General features: G+C 41.8%; 17 protein-coding genes. 6 read left to right on the top strand and 11 right to left on the bottom strand.

Annotated elements, in window-relative coordinates:
• Positions 1-21: 21 nt before the first annotated feature.
• From NHE_RS03030 to gyrB, 6 genes are all read right to left on the bottom strand, one after another.
• Complete coding sequence (locus NHE_RS03030; protein ID WP_232214968.1) at positions 22-1,308, bottom strand: bifunctional folylpolyglutamate synthase/dihydrofolate synthase; 1,287 nt, start codon at positions 1,306-1,308, stop codon at positions 22-24.
• Positions 1,309-1,562: 254 nt separating this feature from the next.
• Positions 1,563-2,906, bottom strand: coding sequence for a tRNA uridine-5-carboxymethylaminomethyl(34) synthesis GTPase MnmE (mnmE, locus tag NHE_RS03035; RefSeq protein ID WP_038559864.1), 1,344 nt, complete (start codon positions 2,904-2,906; stop codon positions 1,563-1,565).
• A 4-nt stretch (positions 2,907-2,910) separates the two neighbouring features.
• Entirely contained in the window at positions 2,911-5,145 is a 2,235-nt protein-coding gene (bamA, locus tag NHE_RS03040) for an outer membrane protein assembly factor BamA (protein ID WP_038559867.1), read from the bottom strand.
• A 3-nt stretch (positions 5,146-5,148) separates the two neighbouring features.
• The gene (rseP, locus tag NHE_RS03045; RefSeq protein WP_038559868.1) at positions 5,149-6,249 is read right to left on the bottom strand and encodes an RIP metalloprotease RseP; all 1,101 of its coding nucleotides are present in this window, start codon (positions 6,247-6,249) and stop codon (positions 5,149-5,151) included.
• 380 nt (positions 6,250-6,629) lie between these two features.
• The gene (locus tag NHE_RS03050) at positions 6,630-7,475 is read right to left on the bottom strand and encodes a 4-(cytidine 5'-diphospho)-2-C-methyl-D-erythritol kinase (RefSeq protein ID WP_038559870.1); all 846 of its coding nucleotides are present in this window, start codon (positions 7,473-7,475) and stop codon (positions 6,630-6,632) included.
• A gap of 41 nt (positions 7,476-7,516) precedes the next feature.
• Positions 7,517-9,871, bottom strand: a complete 2,355-nt coding sequence (gene gyrB, locus NHE_RS03055) for a DNA topoisomerase (ATP-hydrolyzing) subunit B (protein ID WP_038559873.1) — start codon at positions 9,869-9,871, stop codon at positions 7,517-7,519.
• Positions 9,872-10,096: 225 nt separating this feature from the next.
• On the opposite strand from gyrB, the gene bcp reads away from it, so the two are divergent.
• The 4 genes from bcp to gmk all read left to right on the top strand — a co-directional run bounded on the left by bcp (position 10,097) and on the right by gmk (position 14,457).
• Positions 10,097-10,573 carry a thioredoxin-dependent thiol peroxidase gene (gene bcp, locus NHE_RS03060; protein ID WP_038560654.1) on the top strand — a complete coding sequence of 159 codons (477 nt, stop codon included), beginning with the start codon at positions 10,097-10,099 and terminating at the stop codon, positions 10,571-10,573.
• A 152-nt stretch (positions 10,574-10,725) separates the two neighbouring features.
• Positions 10,726-12,150, top strand: a complete 1,425-nt coding sequence (locus NHE_RS03065) for a sodium:solute symporter family transporter (RefSeq protein WP_051579642.1) — start codon at positions 10,726-10,728, stop codon at positions 12,148-12,150.
• Positions 12,151-12,156: 6 nt separating this feature from the next.
• Entirely contained in the window at positions 12,157-13,815 is a 1,659-nt protein-coding gene (locus tag NHE_RS03070; RefSeq protein WP_038559875.1) for a pentapeptide repeat-containing protein, read from the top strand.
• A gap of 27 nt (positions 13,816-13,842) precedes the next feature.
• The gene (gene gmk / locus NHE_RS03075) at positions 13,843-14,457 is read left to right on the top strand and encodes a guanylate kinase (RefSeq protein WP_038559878.1); all 615 of its coding nucleotides are present in this window, start codon (positions 13,843-13,845) and stop codon (positions 14,455-14,457) included.
• An 11-nt stretch (positions 14,458-14,468) separates the two neighbouring features.
• On the opposite strand, the gene NHE_RS03080 is transcribed toward gmk, so the two are convergent.
• Together NHE_RS03080 and NHE_RS03085 are read right to left on the bottom strand one after the other, a co-directional pair.
• On the bottom strand, positions 14,469-14,867 hold the full coding sequence (locus NHE_RS03080; RefSeq protein WP_198014740.1) for a hypothetical protein: 399 nt from the start codon (positions 14,865-14,867) through the stop codon (positions 14,469-14,471).
• A 3-nt stretch (positions 14,868-14,870) separates the two neighbouring features.
• The gene (locus NHE_RS03085) at positions 14,871-15,584 is read right to left on the bottom strand and encodes a hypothetical protein (RefSeq protein ID WP_051579645.1); all 714 of its coding nucleotides are present in this window, start codon (positions 15,582-15,584) and stop codon (positions 14,871-14,873) included.
• 188 nt (positions 15,585-15,772) lie between these two features.
• Between NHE_RS03085 and NHE_RS03090 the strand changes: the two genes are divergently transcribed.
• A complete protein-coding gene (locus NHE_RS03090; protein ID WP_038559883.1) occupies positions 15,773-16,984 on the top strand; it encodes a citrate/2-methylcitrate synthase in 1,212 nt (403 codons plus the stop codon).
• 91 nt (positions 16,985-17,075) lie between these two features.
• Here the strand turns inward: NHE_RS03090 and glmM are convergent, their stop codons facing one another.
• From glmM to eno, 3 genes are read right to left on the bottom strand one after another with little or no spacing between them, the layout of a single operon-like run.
• On the bottom strand, positions 17,076-18,395 hold the full coding sequence (gene glmM / locus NHE_RS03095; RefSeq protein ID WP_038559886.1) for a phosphoglucosamine mutase: 1,320 nt from the start codon (positions 18,393-18,395) through the stop codon (positions 17,076-17,078).
• A gap of 1 nt (position 18,396) precedes the next feature.
• A complete protein-coding gene (locus NHE_RS03100; protein WP_051579646.1) occupies positions 18,397-19,311 on the bottom strand; it encodes a peptidylprolyl isomerase in 915 nt (304 codons plus the stop codon).
• A 1-nt stretch (position 19,312) separates the two neighbouring features.
• Positions 19,313-20,557, bottom strand: a complete 1,245-nt coding sequence (gene eno, locus NHE_RS03105) for a phosphopyruvate hydratase (RefSeq protein WP_038559889.1) — start codon at positions 20,555-20,557, stop codon at positions 19,313-19,315.
• Positions 20,558-20,633: 76 nt separating this feature from the next.
• Between eno and ppa the strand changes: the two genes are divergently transcribed.
• Positions 20,634-21,155 carry an inorganic diphosphatase gene (gene ppa, locus NHE_RS03110; RefSeq protein ID WP_038560667.1) on the top strand — a complete coding sequence of 174 codons (522 nt, stop codon included), beginning with the start codon at positions 20,634-20,636 and terminating at the stop codon, positions 21,153-21,155.
• Positions 21,156-21,168 lie beyond the last annotated feature (13 nt).

Genomic DNA, 21,168 nt, shown 5'->3' on the forward strand with positions numbered 1-21,168 from the left:
TTGCGTACAAGGTCTCTTAGTTTAGTCTATTTCCCCGTAGCTTGCCAGGTCACGAAAGAGGAATAAGGATCCACATATGATGATCTTAGTAACCCCTGATTTGGTGTAGACTGCGTTCTGCACGGCATCCTTAAGCGAGGCACTTTTAAAGCAATCACAACCTAATTCCAGCACTGGTTTTGAAATCTCCTCAAGAGTTTGGCTTCGCGGTTCACCTTGTACACATACCACAGCAATTGTCTCAATATTTGACTTAATACGTGATAAGAATTCTTTTACATCTTTACCCCGCGTCATACCCAAAATGATATGTGCTTTAGATTCTCCTAGCCATTCAGAAATCGTCTTTGCTCCAGCAGGATTATGCGCACCATCTATATATAGTTCCCACCCCTGTGGAAGTATTCTAACAAGTTCATTAGTGTTTCTACTTACGCGCTGCAATCTCGCTGGCCAGATCGCATTTGACAGGCCTTCATTAATCGATTCGGCAGTGATCGCATCGTAACCGTATTTATTTCTAAGAATTGTTACTGCTGCAACTGTATTCCCTGCATTCACGATCTGATGATCACCCCTCAAATTCGGCAGTGAATACAGTTCCTGATAACCACCTGTCTCGAATAACAAACAACCTTGACTCTTCGAAACATTCCATTCATACCCTTGTCGAAATACCGGAGCACGTCTCATCGCCGCTACTTTTTCGATTACTTTCATCACCTCATCGGTCTGTCCCGCAACGACGCAGGAAACCCCATTCTTCATTATACCCGACTTCTCATATGCAATTTCAGGGGTACTCCTTCCAAGATATTCTGTATGATCCAAGTCAATGGATGTAATAATCGTGATGAGAGGTTTCGGAAAGACATTCGTAGCATCTAATCTACCTCCCATGCCAGTTTCGATTAGAGAGAAATCAGCATTAGTTCGCGAAAATGCAAGGATCGCAGCAAGTGTTGTCCCTTCGAAAAATGTCAGTTTCTCTCCTTTAGAGGCAACTCTAACGTCTTCTAGGACATCATAAAGAGCTCTATCACTAATCTCTTCATTACAGATAACTATCCGCTCATTAAAATACCTCAGATGCGGTGAGGTATAGATATTCAGTGAATATCCGGCACTTTTCAAGATCGACCTAAGGAATGCAATAGTCGAACCTTTACCATTTGTCCCTGCGACGTGCATAACTGGCGGAACCTTTCTATGTGGACTACCTAACCTCTCCAGTACGTCGATGACTCTATATAATTCCAAATCAATTTCAAGCGGCCTTTCACCTAATGGCTTAGGCCAGTGTGGCATATATACTGACATTGGATATCCTACTAAGGTACCACAGAATCACAGGAAACAACTTCTGATTCTCAAAACGCTGTTCTACGAGAGTAGTTACTATGAAATCTCGTGCATTTCAATACAACTCTGATCCTGATTCTCAAGGACAGACGAATCTTGACTGGACTCTATTGATTGGTACATCCATAGAAAAATCTGGATTCAAAAGGCAGAATATTTCATTCAATCCTACTGCGCCTACTAGCGTATATAGGCGCACTCTATTTTCCTATGCAGAACGTAGAGAAAATTTCATCCAATATCTCATCTAGCTTAATCTTCCCTGTGACACTTCCAATATAGTCTGCTGCTAGCTTCAATTCCTCTGCAGCAAGCTCTATCGACAGGTCGAAAGAAAAACGTCGGAGGTGCATAAGAGCTCCTTCGAGCGCAACTCGGTGTCGCTGATGTGTAATAACATAGGATTCTCTATCAACTGTTGAAATAATCGAAAAGATCTTATCAAGTAGAAGTTCTACACCTTTTTCTTTATGAACTGATAATAATATGTATTCATTAGTCACATCATACCGTGATGACTCCGAGAAATCATCAGCTTTAGTCGCGACCCTGATGATGGGAAGTTCTCGAGCTTCAATGTGCTCTAATAATTCAGTGAGCTTACTAGTATCCGCATCGGAGCAAGGAGCGTGCAGTTCACTAATATCTCTGAGGAATATTACTATATCAGAATCGGAGGCACTGTTGATTGCTTTAGCGATACCTTCCTTTTCTATCTTATCATCAGTATCCTGTATTCCTGCTGTATCCAGCAATACGATAGGATAGCCATTACAATCAAGTTTTACTTCCAACACATCCCTTGTGGTTCCTGGAATGTCAGTGACTATGGCCAATTCCCTCTTTGCAAGATAGTTAAAAAGCGTCGACTTGCCAGCATTTGGTTTCCCTATGATGGTAATCAGGAAGCCTTTCCTGATTTTCTCACCCACCCTTCCATCATCGAGATGATTGGAAATTAATCCTATTAGCTCTTCCACGGATCGCGTGACACTATCCACTACACTTACAGGAATCTCCTCATCTGGAAAGTCTATATATGCTTCCAGATGTGAAAGTGATCGTATGGCCTTCATCCGTATGGAATCATATTCTTCTTCCAGATGCCCAGAAATGTGCCTTGACGCTTGTTTCAATTGAGCAGAGGTCTCGGCATTGATTAGATCTATTATTCCCTCAGCTTTTGTGAGGTCCATTTTATTATTAAGCACTGCCCTTCTGGTAAACTCGCCGGGCTCAGCGAGAACGAAGCGTTGTGAGAGTCTCTCCGTGATATAACGCAGGATTGCTATGCTCCCATGTGAATGTATCTCAACGACATCCTCACCAGTGAAACTAGCTGGCGCACTGAAATATATAATCAACAACTCATCTAGGAGTAAATCTTTTTCATAAAGTTTAGCAAAGTGGACAGACCTCGGCTTCACGCTTGCAACACCCAGGTTCAGGACTTCTAGGACACCAAGTGCATCTGGGCCGGAAACTCTAAAAACAGCCACCCCGGATTTCCCGAACACTGTAGAGAGAGCATATATGGTAGACATACCCCTAGAACGGAGAAACAACACCGAATTTTATTGTACTTACCTTATCCATCTTATCTTTTACCAGTGCACGAGCAACATCTACTCTCAAAACACCTAGAGGACCACTCCATATAATGCCAGCACCTACACTACTCCTAAGCGCACCTGAATCATATACATCATTTGCGGCACCATTTATCCAAGTCACACTTCCGACTTCATAGAAAAGTGCTGCCTTAAGATCCAATTCCGCTGGCAACTTTAGTGGAGTCCGCACCTCTGTAGTACCAAGTAGGAACAATTGTCCTCCGAGTGCATTATTCGTATCTACATCACGTGGGCCAATACCCTCTATGGCGAAACCACGCATTTCATTCCCAAAGAAACGATGATTAATATCAACTGCTTGCCCATCGTAACCATAGATCGCTCTGCCTGCTAAAATGAGACTGACAACCGCATTCTGATTGAAAAGAGACTGAAAACCACCGATCTTCAAATCCTGGCGAACAAACTTCACATCGCCACCAACCCCTGCGAACTTGTGTCCGAACCTGACGGCATAACCCCGCGATGGAAAGAAATAATTATCCAACTTATCGAGGAATAATATATACCCAATAGCAGATAACACCTTTGATCCAGCAGTCTTCTTGACTGAATCAGGGGCTTCATCATCAACATCGAAGACATTATCTGAGTTCAGAGAATAAGAAAGATTTAAATATAAGTCGTCCCTTATGTGGTACCCCAAGCTAGAATTGATCCCCTTAGAGGCGATCTTATACAAACTGCCCTCCTGCATATTCTGCTTCTTGAAAAAGACGGAAACATCTCCGGTAATCAAAGTATTAAAGATCCTCTTTTTCTGGAAATCAGCCGAACAGTCAAAACCGGACGTAGATTTTCTGAGCGCCATTCCGACAGCGTCAGCGGTACCCAGGAAGTTACTCTCAGTGAAAGAAAAATTCCCGAAAAGACCTACATCTGAGCCATAACCACCACTGAGATTTATATAGCCAGTAGTACGCTCTTTTACCCGTATATTGAGCTCAAGGCTCTGGTTATCGAGTTGCCGCTCCTCTATTGAGACTTCATCAAAGAAGCCTAGGTTCAATATCCGTCTGCGGGACTCAGCTATCTTAGCTGGATAGTAAATATCGTTCTCGCTGAGAAGCGTTTCTCTCCTGATTACGTAATCCCGTGTTTTCACGTTACCAAGAATATTGATCTTACGAATCTTAAGTTTTTTCGCGGCAACGACACGGTAAGTGACATTCACACTACCGTCCTTACTCTGGGAATACTCTGGAACAACATCCATGAACGTATATCCATCCTTATTGAGAGCATTAAGGATCTTAGCGCTCGTCCTACTGACAGCATCTATATTGAAAATATCGCCCTCTGCCATACTAATCTCTTTATAAAGCTTTTTGGCATCCAAATCTGCTTGTGACGCGGCAATTTCTATTTTGCCGAAGCGATATCTAACACCTTCGGAAATCTTGAACTGCAGCGATACACCATTATCCTGTTTGACCACCTTCGCTCCTTTTAGAACGTAGTCAAAATAACCCTGAGTCCTATAGAATGTTCTGAGTATTTCCTCATCGAGCTCGAGCTTATCTCGTGAATAGTAGTGGGACGTCCCAAATAGTCTAAACACGCTAATCTCCTTGCTCCTAATAACACGCTTCAGGGAAACATCGGAATACTTTTCATTTCCCACGAACTGTATGGATCGTATTATTGATGGTTGACTCTCTCTAATTTTCACCTCAAGATCTATCCTGTTTTCGTCAATTGGAATCTTTTGGTACTCAATCTTCGTACCCTCCTTGATGGAACTTCTATAATAGTTCTTGAGCGCGAAAAGATTGTTCTCAAAGGCCTGAGGGTCAAAAAGTGTATTTTCCCTGCATCCGAGAATTTTTAAGACTGCGGAAGTACTCAATAGCTTGTTTCCGCTTACAATGACATCTCTGAGAATAGGATTCTCTGTGACATGCACCTTCAACACACCAGATGTGAAACTGAGTTCCGTGCTGCTAAAAAGCTTGGAACCATCAAGTTTCTTAAATAATGCATTCAGGGAATCAGGTTGGAGATCCTGCCCCAACTTTACTCCTAGTAGCTCCCTGATAATCGATTGTTCCACTCTCCGGTTACCAGAAATACTGATCTCATTCACATTCTCAGCAAGGCACGGATCCAAGAAGAGTATTAACAGGACGAGCAGAACTTTATTTTTCATCAACTATCTAAGAATAAAACGAATATCATTGAAAGCGGCAAAGACAAGAATCGCAAGCAGGATAGCGATTCCGACCTTGCTTGCCCACTCCTGATATTTTACCGCTACTTTATCACCATTAATCCATTCAATCAAATAGAACAGAAGATGGCCTCCATCCAACATAGGAATAGGAAAAAGATTAAATAGACCAAGATTGATCGAAAGCATTGCCATAAACCAAATCACCATGGCATACCCCCTCTGAAAAGACTGGCCTGAATATTTCGCAATTTTTATTGGCCCTCCAATACTATCCGGACTGCTCCTTCCTATGATGGTTTGACCAAGAATCTTCAGTGTGGAACGAATAACGTTCCCAACTTCAATTATGGATAGCTTCATGGCTGTCATTGGGCTAACCTTGCTGTAATGTACTATTGATGATTCTATTCCGAGTCTCGGTAAATTTTCCTGATTTCCGAAGATGTCTGTTCCTGATTCGATTCTAGGCGTAGCTTGGATGAATAATTCTTTGCCATCCCGTAATACGACAAATGATATCTCGCGCTCCCGATTCAAGTAAACAAATTGCTTTACCTTATCAAAGCCAGCAACTGGTGTACCATTCATCTTCAGAATCTTATCTCCAACCTGGAACCCAGCATGAGCAGCTGGGCTCTCTGCTACTACAGAAGTCACTATTGGATCTACAGTGACTTTACCGAGGTATCCGTATAAAAATGAAAGCAGCAGGAATGCGAAGATAAAATTAGCCAGAGGTCCGCCAAAAATCACAAGCGCTTTCTGATACAAAGGCTTACAATGCAATGTCCGCGATTTTACATCATCCTGCATATGTCGGATTTTTTCATTGTCAGGAGCGCTTGTCTCATCTGCATCCCCGAACATCTTTACATATCCACCAGCTGGAATCATTGAGAATTTCCAACGCGTTCCAGATCTATCGTTGAAGCCAAGCAGCTCCTTACCGAAACCTATCGAAAACTCTTCAACTTTTACGCCAAACATTTTAGCAAAAATATAGTGCCCAAATTCATGTGCAAAAACAATGACAGACACCACTACTGCGAAGGAAAGAAAATATAATAGTAAGCTGATCATTTAAATTCACCCGAGGCTGTGTAGACACATAACAGTTATACCGAACTACAGTGCTGTGTATAGGCAGGGATACTAGAATAAATGAAAATTAATCCAAACTTAACGCTATGAATGATCTTACATCAGTGAGCCACTCTTGCATCTTGCAACTTCGCTGAACAAAATGACTGAGGTTCCAAGCTAGTAGACCATCCTTCATCGTGGAATCATGTAACACGAAAACACACCTAGAAGACCGCTTCTATCAGCTGGAACTGAGATCCAAGAGAATTGCAGCAATTTCCTTACAACTGACAGAGTTGTATTATTGGACTAGCCATACTACATACACGCTGCAAAGAATTTAAACATCCACTTGAATACCTTGTGATTGCTACTCGCTACAGAGATATCTGAACAACCTTAGCCCACCAATCTCTCCGAAGTTTGGAACAGGCATTACCTAAATTTTCTTCAGTATCGAACACACCGATGCAAGTAGGTCCACTACCACACAACTTCGCGAACTTATTACCAACACAATTTCTAATATCATTCAAAACATCTCGTATTACCGGAGCAATGCAGATTGCAGCATCTGTAAGATCATTCGGTAGGGTCAACGCACCCTCGAACGTGAAGTAGTCAGGCACATTCTCCAATTTTGCGGAAAATGCCGCATCACTTTCATGGAAACACCTGTAAACCATACTTGTATCGACTGCAACTTTAGGACACACGAGTAACAAGGATCTAAGTACATTTCGCTTCGGTAATGGTAGTATCTGTTCACCTTTTCCAGTAACGTGACACGGCGACCCATGCAAACATGCTATAGTATCCAATCCAATGGAGAGAGCTATCTCTCGCAGTACAGGAGCGGAAATAGAATACACACTACTAAAGTATCTTAGAAGAGCTGCAGCATCAGCGGAACCACCACCCATACCAGCAGCTACAGGAATATTCTTAGTTATCCTGACATCAAAGTAACTATCTGCGTAACTCTCAATGAAGGACAACACCTTAGTAATGCTATTCTGACTCTCAATGGGATGCGATGCATTCAAGAACTCAACTGAGTGAACACTCTGAGTGGAGGAGATGAGCTCTATTGTATCGCAGAAATCATGGGTGAAACAGAAAAAACTATCAATTAGGTGAAATCCGGAATCCCTCCCTGTAACTAAAAGAAAGAGATTGATCTTAGCTGGTGCTCTCAGTACGACAAGACTGCATGATTTCATCGTGATCCTGCACAGAAAGTGCTGCAAAAGTGGAACCGGGGTCAGACATCAATGTTGCTCACATTAAGTGCATTGTCTATGATAAAATCCCTGCGAGGCGCAACTGCATCTCCCATCAACATGGAAAACATCTGATCAGCAACAGAAGCCTCCTCTATTGTGACTTTGAAGATCGTCCGATTTTTTGGATCCAGCGTTGTAGACCATAACTGCTCCGGATTCATTTCGCCTAGACCCTTGAATCTCTGAAGACCGACTCCTGATTTCGCAATTGCATCTGCATCCTTCGAGAACCTCAAAACAGAGTAGACTGCCTTACCATTGAATTCCGCAAAGCCGGGATAAAAAACACTCAGGATCGTGTCACGGACCCTCTTCATCTTCTCTAGATCTTCATTGGAAAACAAGGATGTGGAATATTCATACTCATTCCTTATTCCCTGTAAGATCCGCTCGAACACTAGACGATCTTCAAAGCAAGTGACATTCCAGGTCCCCGCAGCAATGAGGCTCACCCTCTCGACAAGTTTTGCCGGATCAGCAGACTCACCACAAAGGAATACTGTTTCCAATATTTCCTGTGGGACTCTATAAGCGATTTTTCCTAGGATCTTCACCAAAACTAGGCAGAGTTGAATAATTTTCTTCAATTCTTGATCGGCATACAATTTACCATCGGCACCCTTGAGCTCACGACCCTTCACAACCCGAGCTAATAAATACTCTTCCAACGCCTCGTCATCCCTTAGATAGACGTCGGTACCTTTCTTTATCACCTTGTAGAGAGGGGTCTGTGCGATGTACAAATACCCCCTTTCTATGATTTCCCTCGCATACCGAAAAAAGAAAGTAAGCAAAAGGGTCCGAATATGTAATCCATCTACATCAGCATCGGTCATGATAATGATCTTGTGATACCTAATTTTGCCAATATTGAAATCTTCCTTGCCAATATTAGTACCAAGTGCAGTGATTAAGTTTCCTATTTCGGCAGAACCTATTATTTTGTGGAATCTTGTTTTTTCGACATTCAATATCTTACCCCTCAATGGTAGGACTGCCTGGGTCTTTCTATCTCGACCTTGTTTAGCGGAACCACCTGCGGAATCCCCTTCAACTATCAGCAGTTCTGACAACTCAGGAGATCTTTCCTGACAATCTGCTAATTTTCCAGGTAGAGTAGTAATCTCAAGTCCACCCTTTCTGCGTGTGAGATCTCTAGCTTTTTTCGCTGCTTCTCTTGCTAGTGCTGACTCAACTATTTTCTTGGCAATGAGCTTAGCCCGAAGAGGATTCTCTTCTAACCAGGCCGCAAGTCCATCACCGACCATTTTCTCTATTGCGGGCTTGACTTCTGAGCTAATCAATTTCTCCTTAGTCTGCGATGAGAACTTCGGATCAGGAAGCTTCACAGACAATATGGCTGTCAAACCTTCCCTGATATCGTCTCCTGATACTGCTATTTTCTCCTTTTTGATCAGGTTTTCCTTGGTGATATAGTGGTTAACGACCCTAGTCATAGCATTCTTCAGCGCTGCAAGGTGCGTACCACCATCCTTTTGACATATGTTGTTAGTGAAGCAGAGAATATTCTCGTAATATGAAGTGTTCCACTGCATTGCTATATCCATCATGACAGAGTCCGTCTCACCGGAGATTCTAATTGGATCCGGGTGGATATGTTCCTTATTTCGATCCAAATAGGCTACAAACTCTTCTGCACCACCGGAGGAAAAAAATTCTTCCTCTTTTAGATTTTCCCCTTTTCTCAGGTCTGTGAGAACCAATTTTAGACCAGGATTCAAAAAGGATAGTTCTCTGAATCTATTTTCCAACGTTGAGAAACTCACATCCAAGACATTTTTAAATGTCTCTCTGGAAGGTAAAAAGTGAACCAAAGTTCCAGTTTTCCCACCACACTCTCCCACGACAGCGATTGGTTTTACCGTTACGCCATCTTTAAACTCGATGAAATGTGTTTTTCCATTTCTCCAAATTGTGAGCTTCAACCAATCAGATAAGGCATTTACGACTGAAACACCGACACCATGCAATCCTCCGGATATTTTATAGCTATCCTGATCGAACTTACCACCTGCATGTAACTGAGTCATTATAACCTCAGCTGCAGAGATACCTTCTTCATGCATATCAGTAGGCATGCCCCTGCCATTATCCTCCACAGAGACTGAGCCATCAGATCCAACAACGACCCTTATTGTACTACAGTGTCCAGCTAGAGATTCGTCGACTGCATTATCGATAACTTCATAAACCATCTGATGCAGACCAGATCCATCATCTGTATCGCCAATATACATCCCAGGTCTTTTGCGTACAGCTTCGAGCCCTTTCAGGACTTTGATCGAATCTGCATTATAATCTGTGCTGCTCAATTTATTTCTACTAACAGGGAAAGTCCATCGAATTGTAACAGAAAGAGCCAAATAGGGAAATACAAATCTTATAGAAGACTTATACCTGCATTCTTCGGGGTGATATGTAACATCACTCGACTAGGGGTTACACCTTCCCAGTGAAGTCCAGTCATTGTACAGATCTAGAGTATTTCGTTTAGACTCGGTTGATGATACAAAGTGATTGTAGGTATTTCTTTTTCTATGAGCAGCCTGAAAATAGGTGACTTGGCTCCTTCTTTCCGTCTTCCCTCAAGCATGGGTGGAATAGTGGACTCAAAGGATCTTCTGGGTCGTAATCTCGTGATTTATTTTTACCCGAAGGATGATACACCTGGGTGCACTCAAGAAGCAAAGGATTTCAAAGAAGGGATTTCTGCACTAGAGGAACTAAATACCACTGTTCTAGGAATCTCAAAAGATAACATAAAAGCACATAGAAACTTCTCTACTAGATATGAGTTACCGTTCCACTTATTATCTGACGAGTCCGCAGAAGTGATAGAAAAATACGGAGCTTGGGTAGAAAAATCCATGTTCGGAAAGAAGTATCATGGAATAGAGCGTAGTACTTTCTTCGTAGATTCCGATGGTAAAGTTCAGGGAATATGGAGAAAAGTAAAAGTTCAAGGACACGTCGCAGATGTACTAGAATTCATCAGAAAACATCTGGCTAAGTGAGATCACATAACTTTGCTCTGTGTGATGTACCAGTTTCCTGCTGGTTCATAGCTCGTTAAAAAAATAGCATTACTTTCCTTCTACTCGTTGATCGTTTAGATTAGAAGGGTAAATAGTTTACAAAAGATCCAACATTCCTCATATCCTAAGAGATGTATATCTGTCTGCTCACTATTGGAATCTACTTCTCCGTAATCATCGCTCTTGGCTATTTCACCAGAAGGATCGGACTATCATTTAAGGACTACATCATTGCGAATAGATCAATCCACGAAATTATCGCTGGAATAAGTCATGTTTCCGCGGAGATAAGTATAGGCACATTTACTGTCGTGGCGAGTATGATATATACAATCGGTCTATCGAGGTTATGGATAGATCTAGGATTTTTCGTATTTGGTATACTTTCATGGCAGTTCTTAGCTAAACGTCTCAGAGCACAGACCGAGGCAAACAATGCAATAACTATCCCTCAGTATCTTGCTAACAGGTTCGGTAGCGATACTATTGGAATCATCGCATCAGGCATCATTATTTTTTTCACTACTACCTATATAGGGGCAAACATGTTAGGTCTGATAAAGGTCATTTCCAGGATCATTGATATAAAACCTGAAGTAATTGGTTTTTCAGTGTTCTCCACAACTACGCTCTACACGATTGTAGGCGGCTTTAGATCAACCTGCTACACAAACGTTCTACAAGGGACGGTCATGATATTAGCTGCATTACTGTTACCACTTTCTTTATTTCTTCAATTTGGCACCGAACCCCTTACCGAGTTCTTTAGAAAAAGTGGTGCAGGTGGTCCAGCAAGTATCAATATTGGCCAGGCATTACTATACTTCAGTTTTGCTTCAGCGATATTTGGTACTCCACACACGATCACGAAATTTCTCTCCATCAGATCCTGCGGAAGCATAAGCACAGCGCGGAACACAAGTATCGCTCTGAACGCATTAATTTACTGTGGTATCGCAGTATCAGCGATATACGCGATAAAGTTGTTACCCTCCTCCACAGATAGTGAGATGCTGCTTTTCTATCTCAGTAAAATGTTCTCGAATCCATTAGTGGAAAGTATCATCGTATTAGCGATGATAGCCGCAGTGATGAGCACAATAGATGCACAACTGGTATTAAGTGCAAGCTGCATGGTCAATGATGTTTATAGATATTTTAGACCAAATCAAAATGATATCCATCTTATCTCTGTAGCTAGATTAGCGAACGTCATCATAGGGATGCTAGCATTATTGGTTTCATTGATTTTCAGTAAATCCGTTGGGACGTTAGCAATTTTTTCATTGACAGGCTTAGGTTCGTCGATAGGACCAGTTATACTGTTCAGCCTATATACGAAAGCAAGGAGTAAGTTTCCAGTATTGTTGGGACTAGTATCCGGAGCCACTGCAACGATACTTTTCACAATTCTTAACACTTCTGATATCCACTACAATATGCTTCCTTCATTATCCATTACGATTGTCGTAATATTGGCTTCGTATTATATGACAGTCTATAAAAGAAAACATAATAACCCCAATAACCGGACTTATACGCTCGACGCATTATAGATTCTTATGAGACATCTTCTTTCGGTTTTGCTGTTGATCACTTTTCTCTGTTCTAGCGCTGACTGCAGTCACACTTCCTCTCCGACAAAAAAAGAAATCGAAAATTTCCTGAATTCCCATAAAAAGAATCCAGATGCCATATTGAACTTCAAGGATCACTTTGGGGAAAAACTTGTAGATGTCGATTTCTCGGGATTCAATATGAGGAATGCTCTATTCGAGGGTATGACAATAGAGAATGCATCCTTCAACAATACAGTTCTTTCGAACGTCATGCTAAAAAATACTGTAATCAGCAATAGTAATTTTGGTGATGCAATTGTCTATGGTGGCAGCATCATAGACAGCAAAATAGAAGATATCTCGCTGGTTTCTTCGGATCTGAACAATATCAATATTGAAAACTCAAACATTCATGGGATCACGTCAATCAAAAGTCACCTGCAGTATCTGTCTGTGAAGGATAGCAAGTTTGGGAAATTAATTCTAAAAAATACCGAAATCATAGATGGTATATTGGAAGGAATGACAATCACGGGCGCGAATATCAGGGACAGTAATCTAGCTGAAATAAAAATCAGTAACTCCAGTATTATGACTTCCGTAATAGCGAAATCAGATTTCACTAGAGCAAAGTTATTCGATACAAAAATCGATGATACACTTTTTCATACCGTCAAATTGATCAGATCATACATCCATAACAGTGAGGTGAATGACTCTAAGTTCATCAATTCCGACCTGTCCGGGAGTATCTTGGGCAATTGTCTTGTAAACAAAATGACAATGACAAATTCGAATTTTGAGTACATGCTCATAGATGGGTCCAACTTCACTAATACAGATTTTTCGAATACCTCATTGGAGGGGGCACATATCAGTAATTCAAGATTCTGCAAGAGCTGCTTATGCAACTTACATATACAAAATCTAACGATTGAGGCATCACAGTTCTTTGACTCGGAAGTAAACAATACGGAACTGTACAAAAGCGAATTAGTGGACGTCTCATTCAGAAATACACGCATCTCAGATTTCAGTATCTACAACTCCAACGTCTCAGATGCAATCTTTTTGGATGTTGATGGTCAAAAAATCAAATTCGAACACTCTGAATTGCAGAACTCATTCGTACAAGGACGTTTTATCAATCTAGATATAAACAAATCACAGCTTTCAAATGACCAAATCAGGGATTCTACTCTCTCTCTATTAAACATGACTGATTCCTCGTTCACCATAAGCAACATTCATGGAACATCAGTCGATAGAAGCAGTTTCCTTATGAACTCACTACGCGAAAGCTCAATAAAGAAATCAAAGATTACAAACTCCAGCTTCTCCAGGAACTCACTTGGCTTGTTCGACCTGAAAGATACATCGTTCGGTAGGAGTATATTTCTGGAAGAGATTCAGTATGAAAATTCCGCGAGTTTAAGACAGAGTGGCGCTATCATTGGACTAAAAGAATTGGCAAGCATCATAGCTAGTGGTGATCGTGACTTCAGAGGAGTAAACTATTCAAATATCGATTTCAGAAATACGGAATTAAGTAATGCTGACTTCACAGGAGCAGTACTTAGAGGAAGTGCTTTTAGTAAGCACACAACACGAAATGTCAAATTCAAAGATGCCAACTTGGAGAAAACGACTTTCGAAGAGTAAAATACAATACGATCCCAAAAGCAAACAATGAAAAGAAAAGGAATATTATTTATTATTTCCTCCCCATCTGGAACCGGGAAGACTACAATAGCGAACTTCTTAGTCACTCAAGATGAAAATATTCAACGATCTGTGTCATTCACCACTAGACAGCCTCGAGGGAATGAAAGATATGGTATGGATTATTATTTCGTGGACACTGATGAGTTTCATAAGCTACTAGCTGAAGGGAAAATGCTAGAACACGCACGGGTCCTACAAAATTATTATGGGACCTCCAAGGAATATATAGAAAATACACTTGAAGCTGGTGTTGACGTCCTATGCTGCATCGATTGGCAAGGGGCTGATCAGGTTCGTCAGAAGGTAAGTAGCGTTTCCATATTTTTGCTGCCCCCGAGTCTGGAGGAATTAAGAAGAAGACTCATGAGTAGAGGTACTGATACCAAAGAGGTGATTGAGTACAGACTGAAAGAAGCTCTGGAAGAAGTAAAACATTTCTCAAAATACGATTATGTTATAATCAATGATGACCTACAAGAAACTAAACAGAAAGCACTTGCGATAATCAGAGCAGAGAGAGAAAAATTGAAAGAAAATCAGGTACAGATAGAAAAGTTCGTTGCAACACTTATAAGCTGAGGTAGTGGATTTTACTTTCCCCTACCTCTATGCATCCCTTGTGAGATCAGCGATTGAGCTTTGAGTCTCAGTTGCCATATTCCTATTTTGGAGAAGTTTGTTCCCATAAGATGTTTAAGGGTTGTCATATACTGCATGTTTCTTCTTATCACCATACTAGTCCATTTTCCCTGAGGTTTAGCTATTCCAACAATCCTAGCATCATATTCTAAGCGCTGGTTAGGCTGTTCTAGATCTATACTACGGTAGTACTGTGCTTTGATCTTCTCATGCTTCTCTTTGTGGTACTCTCGATGATCCCCCTCCTCCACGGAATCAGATAAGTAATCCCTACCTGCGGAGCTGTAAATTACAAAAAACCCGATAACGACAATAAGTACTATGGCTGTGACCGCGATTATTACATACAACAACTAGACCCCCTGGTAAAATCCCAATCCCCTTAACAGCACGCTCTCCAAGAAAAGAAATCTAATAAAGTCTCTTGATTGTTCGATTCCTCTACTGTCTACAATTGAAACCGTGTATTGAATCTTTGGATAAAGGTTACGTGGAATTTCGAATAATTTTTCTAATCCAGCACCCTCGTATTGAGTAGCAATGCTTCCAGGAAGTATGGCGAACGCACCACTCCTTATCGCTGTGTATCCCAAATTCTCGAAATTTCCTATTTCCACATACCTATCTATCTTTAATTTTACCATAACATCTTTAATTATAGCTCCTATTTGACTATTCAAGTTCGGCACTATAAAAGTGGAGTGTTTCTTCGCAATTTTCAGGATAGTATTCAAGTTACCGCCCTTGCTAATCAGTTTTTCAACCCTACTGCCTCTAGCAAGACACAGGTACAATCTATCTGATGCAAAGTTTACCCCTCTGAGATTAGAGTTACTCTTCTTGTCGTGCACTGAAATCACAATATGCGCACCTTTTTCTGAACTCTTAAGCAACTCCTTGGACGCGCTGAAATCCGCAGTGATAATGATTGATTGTTCTTTCGCATATTCACGGATGATCTTCCTAACTGGGAGACTTAAACTACTATCCACAACGAGATGCAGATCTGATATCGAAAAACCTACGGAAGAATAAAACAGTATTAACAGAATGAAAAGCTTACGCATGATCAAAATTATAGGTAGCGAATCGGATTGATAACTACTCTAGTAGTATATCCTTGGGTACAGTTTGCGAAATAGATGGGAATGATAAGACTATGACAGAGAAACATAAATTAAGAAACTGTTCATAGATTATCTACTGTGCTACTTAAAAAGCTAGTATAATATAAGCTTACGGAGTATTAACGAAAATGGACACTGACGAGGTCACGATAAAGATACAGGCTACGGTCAAAAGCAGTGGGGGCCCCAATGGAATATTGATTTCTTCGGAGCCCAGAAGTTTTATCTACGATCCTGGTTATGTCTCCACGGCTTCGTGTAAATCTGAGATCACCTTCGTAGACGGTGAGGAGGGTGTACTCTTGTACAGAGGTTACCCTGTAGATGAACTTGCTACTCAATGCGATTTTCTTCGAGTCGTATACCTACTTCTGTATGGTGAACTCCCAGACCCTGTCCGCGCAAAAGAATTCCGTACTTTGATTCAGAATTTTCCACAGCTTCCAGATTGCGTCCTCGAGAATATTTGCTCCTTTCCAAGGGATGCACATCCCATGGTGATTCTGATTTCTGCTTTTGCAGCCCTGGCTTCTGCTCACCATGACTCTGACTTCGAGACGCACAAAGAAGTGCTAATCGCTAATGTGCCAAGACTTGTAGCATATATTTATAGATATATTACTTCTCAGGACTTCATACCGCCTGATGCATGCCTTTCCTACGTTGGGAACTTTTTTTATATGATGTTCGGGGAGAAAAAACCTGATTATGAAAGCATCTTAGATAAGATTCTGATTCTACATGCAGATCATGAGCAGAACGCTTCCACATCGACTGCTAGGATGGTTGTTTCTTCTGGTGCAAGCCCAATTGCTGCAGTCAGCGCTGCAACGGCTACGTTATGGGGTCCACTGCACGGCGGTGCAAATGAGAAAGTCCTGCACATGCTGGGAGAAATCGAAAAACAAGGTGGGAGCGTGGAGGAATTCATTGAGCGCGTCAAAAGAAAAGAAGAAAGACTAATGGGTTTCGGGCATAGGGTCTACAAGAACTATGATCCCAGAGCGGTAATTCTGAAGAGTACGGCTCAGGATATTTTAAAGGGAAGTTCTTCTATTCTGAGTATCGCAAGCAAACTTGAAAGTATTGCTTCCAATGATGAGTATTTCATAAGTCGCAAGCTCTATCCGAATGTAGATTTCTACTCGGGAATAATACTCAATGCATTAGGGATTCCAACATATATGTTTACACCTATCTTTGCTCTCGCAAGGACGTCTGGCTGGGTCGCCCAGATAAAAGAGTTCCTAAGTGACAAGGAGCAGAAAATCGCTAGACCTAGACAGATTTATATAGGTAAACCCTTCAGGAAAGTTGCCTCACAGAGTGAAAAACTCTAGCACACAAGAGGATGGAATTTCATCCATATTTTCCCGGATACGCTTATTGAGTGTTACATGGTTCAGGCCGGCCACACCGGCGTAGCGAAAACTAAGAAGTTCTACTGGTAATCTCAACCAGATCTTGCACTATTGCTTCTATTCTTGAGATGTTCGAACCCTCACCGATGATTCGGATCACGTTCTCAGTTCCTGATTTTCTCAACACGATTCTCTCGTCCCCAATGACATTTTTGCTGATATATTGTTCAGCAGCAACCAGCTTCAGGTGACCATCAGAAGAACCAAGATCAACATTTCTAAGAATCCTGGGAATAGGAGTAAAGTTCGCTGTGATCTCACTAGCTGAAGCTCCATCAATCACCATCAAGTGGAGCAATTGTAGAGCAGCAATGAGTCCATCGCTCGTATTGACGTAGTCCCTTATTATTATGTGGCCGGAAGGCTCCCCACCTAAGTTAGCACCGGTTTCTATCATTCGTTTTAGGACCTCTCTATCCCCCACATTACTTCTGACCGTCCTCAAACCAAGACCATGAAGAAAATTCTCAAGAGCCATCGAACTCGCAACCGTAAGGACAACAGTGCCACTACTCAACCTACCCAGTCGTAGAAAAAGTCTAACAATACTGGCAATAAGCTGGTCTCCATCAATGACATTGCCATTTTCATCAGCGACTACTAAGCGATCACCATCTCCATCGAATGCAATTCCGATGTGTGCCTTCTCCCGTTTTACACGCTCCTGCATTCCCTGCGTGTGCATAGTACCACAGTCTAAGTTGATATTATTTCCGTTCGGAGCATTGTTTATAGTCACGACTTCCGCACCGAGTTCCCAGAAGACACTTTCAGCAATCTTATACATAGATCCATTTGCACAATCCAGGAGAATCTTAATACCCTTAAGAGATAGATCTGAAGGAAATGCACGCTTTATGAATTCCAGATATCTACCAGTGACATCATCTAGTCGTTTTGCCTTACCGAAAGACTCATTTGTCGTATTGATTTTCTTATGAAAGTTTTCCTCTATGAAGGACTCGTCATCCGTGGATATTTTAAGCCCCCTATGATCGAAGAACTTGATTCCATTATCACGGAACTCATTATGAGAAGCTGATATCATAACTCCAAATGCGCACCTCAAGGATACCGTCAACATGGAGACACACGGCGTAGGGACCGGTCCAACGATGATGGCATTCATTCCGAGTGAGAGCAATCCAGCAACAAAACAGGACTCAAATACATATCCAGAGAGTCTAGTATCTTTCCCGATGATTGCGGTATTTCCGTAATTCCTGAACCTCAGAGCTGCTAGTTTCGCTACTTGCAAGACACTCTCAGCGCTCATTGGAAAAGCATTAGCCCTACCTCTGATGCCATCAGTACCGAATAATTTTACCATTTCAATATTTCACGACACGAATATTTTCATGTAGATCAGCACTGAACTTCTTTATCTCTTTCTCTAACTTAGCTGGATATATGAGCTCTACAAGCCTACTGTGCAAATCACTCATATCTAGATGAATTAGCAGTATAAGGTTGTTCTTTTTTATTTCTATACTTCCAGTGGAAAGGAATAATTTTTTTCGTTCTCCAGGAGCCAAATCCGAAAGTTTTCTGAAAAACATCGATTTATAAAATCCAACGACTTTCGACTTCTCAGATATCTCACCCTTGTAGTCAAGATCTAGAATCAGTTCGTTTTCCTTATCCGCAACCAGAAATCGACTTCCCTCTATTGGATCAGAAATTTTTCCTACAGGGAGCTTGGAGATCGTTTTCTTGATCTCTGGAGCTAGCTCATCTAGCTTCATCCAACCTAGATCTTTCCGACTGCTGCCATCAGCATCGATCTTGGTTAGCTTGACGGTATTTTTATTCCTTAGCAAGCTACGTTTCATGTTGAGCAAGTCTTCCTGACTAATTTGAATCCTCGGCTTAATAACTTGTTCAACCACTTCAGCGAAAAGAACTTGTTTCTTCAGACAATCCCTAAAAAGTTCTGTGAGGCTCGTTTCCTTCACACCTAGACTTTTGAGTCTATTGATAGCAGCATCGTACTTTTGCTGGGAGAATCGGATTCCGACTTTTTGTGCGTACTGGTTATACAGTTCTAGATCTATCATTTCCTGGAGAGCAGCCTTATATGAGGTAGCAGTCTTTCCACCAAGCATCCCAAGGATCTCCTGATAATCACGTACATCCTGATTTGAGATAGTGACATTTCCAACAAGCGCAGCAGCCTTGACTTCCAGTGAATGACATGGTGCGAAACACAAGAAACAGAATATGATGAGATATCTTAGTTTAGTCATTTTACGATAACATTTCCTCTATACGGAGCACTTCATTATATTTTGCTACCCTCTCAGAGCGGCTCAAGGAACCAGCTTTCAAGAAGGTACCACCACCACAAGCAACAGCCAGATGCGCTATTGATACATCCTCAGTTTCACCGGAACGATGCGAAATCACAACCTTGTAACCGTTTTCCTGAGCTAATTTTATAGTTTTAACTGTTTCTGTGATTGTACCAATCTGATTAATCTTAATTAGTACCGCATTTGCAACACCATCTGCGATACCTCTAGAGAGTATTTCAGAGTTCGTAGCGAATACGTCATCACCTACGATATTCATTTTCTCAGATAGCTTGCTTGTTACTTTCTGCCAAGCCTGCCAGTCACTTTCGGAGACAGGATCCTCAATCGAAATAATCCCATATTTTGCTGCTACACCACTGTAGAAAGCGATAATTCCATCCGTGTCCATGACTTTCCCATCAATGTTATAAGCTCCATTTTCGAAAAACGTTGATGCAGCAGCATCCAGAGCTATTTTCACATACTCGGCGTCGTTCGCGATGGCCTCCCGAATGAGTACCAACACCTCCTCAGTATTAGAAAGATCAGGAGCAAAACCTCCCTCATCACCTACATTGATACTCTTTCCGTGTTGCTGGAGCAAGCATTTCAATCTGTGAAAGATTTCTGCTGCCTTCTCCATACTTTCCCTGAAAGTCGGTAGACCAACTGGGCAAATCATAAACTCCTGGATAGCGAGTCGATTATCAGCATGCATCCCACCATTTATGACATTCAGCATTGGAGTAGGTGGATAATAGGTGAAATCACCCTTACCACCGCAAATCAGTGAATTGAAGAGACTGCAAAGCGGGACTTCCATTACCTTCGCGTGAGCTTTGGAGACTGCAAGCGATACGGCAGTAAGAGCATTTCCGCCAAGCCTGGACTTATTTGGTGTGCCATCCAATTCAATCATTAGCTGGTCTATAGCGGACTGATCTTCGATGCTCTTACCCTCAAGTGCGGGCGCAATGACATCTCTGATGTTCACTATCGCCTTCAACAACCCTCTTCCCGCGAGTCGGCCCTCATCACAATCTATGAGCTCACACGCTTCCAAAGACCCTTTGGAAGCTCCAGAAGGAGCTATCGCCCTCCCAATCCTACCATCACTCGTAATGACCTCAACCTCGAGCGCGGGACAGCCTCTACTATTAAACACCTCACGAGCTTTGATCTCTCTTATGCAGTACACCACCGAGAATCCTGAATTACACTTGTTTGTTTTGCTTATTTCTGCTAAGCAGTATTTTATCAGTTTACAGAAGAATATGGAACATTACACTCACATCAAACAGCCGCAAGACTTTCCTAGGGAAGTAAATGTCATTGTGGAAATCCCATCTGGTAGCAGTGGTGTGAAGTATGAGATTGGACGTGGTGGCATTTTACATGTCGATCGCTTTATACCGGTGAGCATGTATTATCCGTGTAACTACGCGTTCATTCCGAACACATTAGGTGGGGATGGAGATCCTCTAGATGTCTTGGTAGTGACTCGTGCACCTTTGATGCCGGGTTCTCTCATTCAGGTGAGGATGGTGGGGGCATTTGTCATGAGAGACGAAAAAGGTGAAGACGAGAAATTACTTGCGGTCCCAGCCTCAAAGGTTGATCCTTACTATAGTAATATAACTGCTCATACAGACTTTCCTGAAATATTCCTGAAGCAGATTGAGCACTTCTTTGAACATTACAAAGACCTTGAAAGTGGAAAATTCGTTGAAGTTGTAGGTTGGAGCGGTCCTGACGCTGCTCAGAAATTAGTCACGGATTCTGTGAAGAGTTGGTGAGATGATATCTCAG

Origin of the sequence: Neorickettsia helminthoeca str. Oregon (assembly GCF_000632985.1) — a bacterium.
Classification (GTDB): Bacteria; Pseudomonadota; Alphaproteobacteria; order Rickettsiales; family Anaplasmataceae; genus Neorickettsia; species Neorickettsia helminthoeca.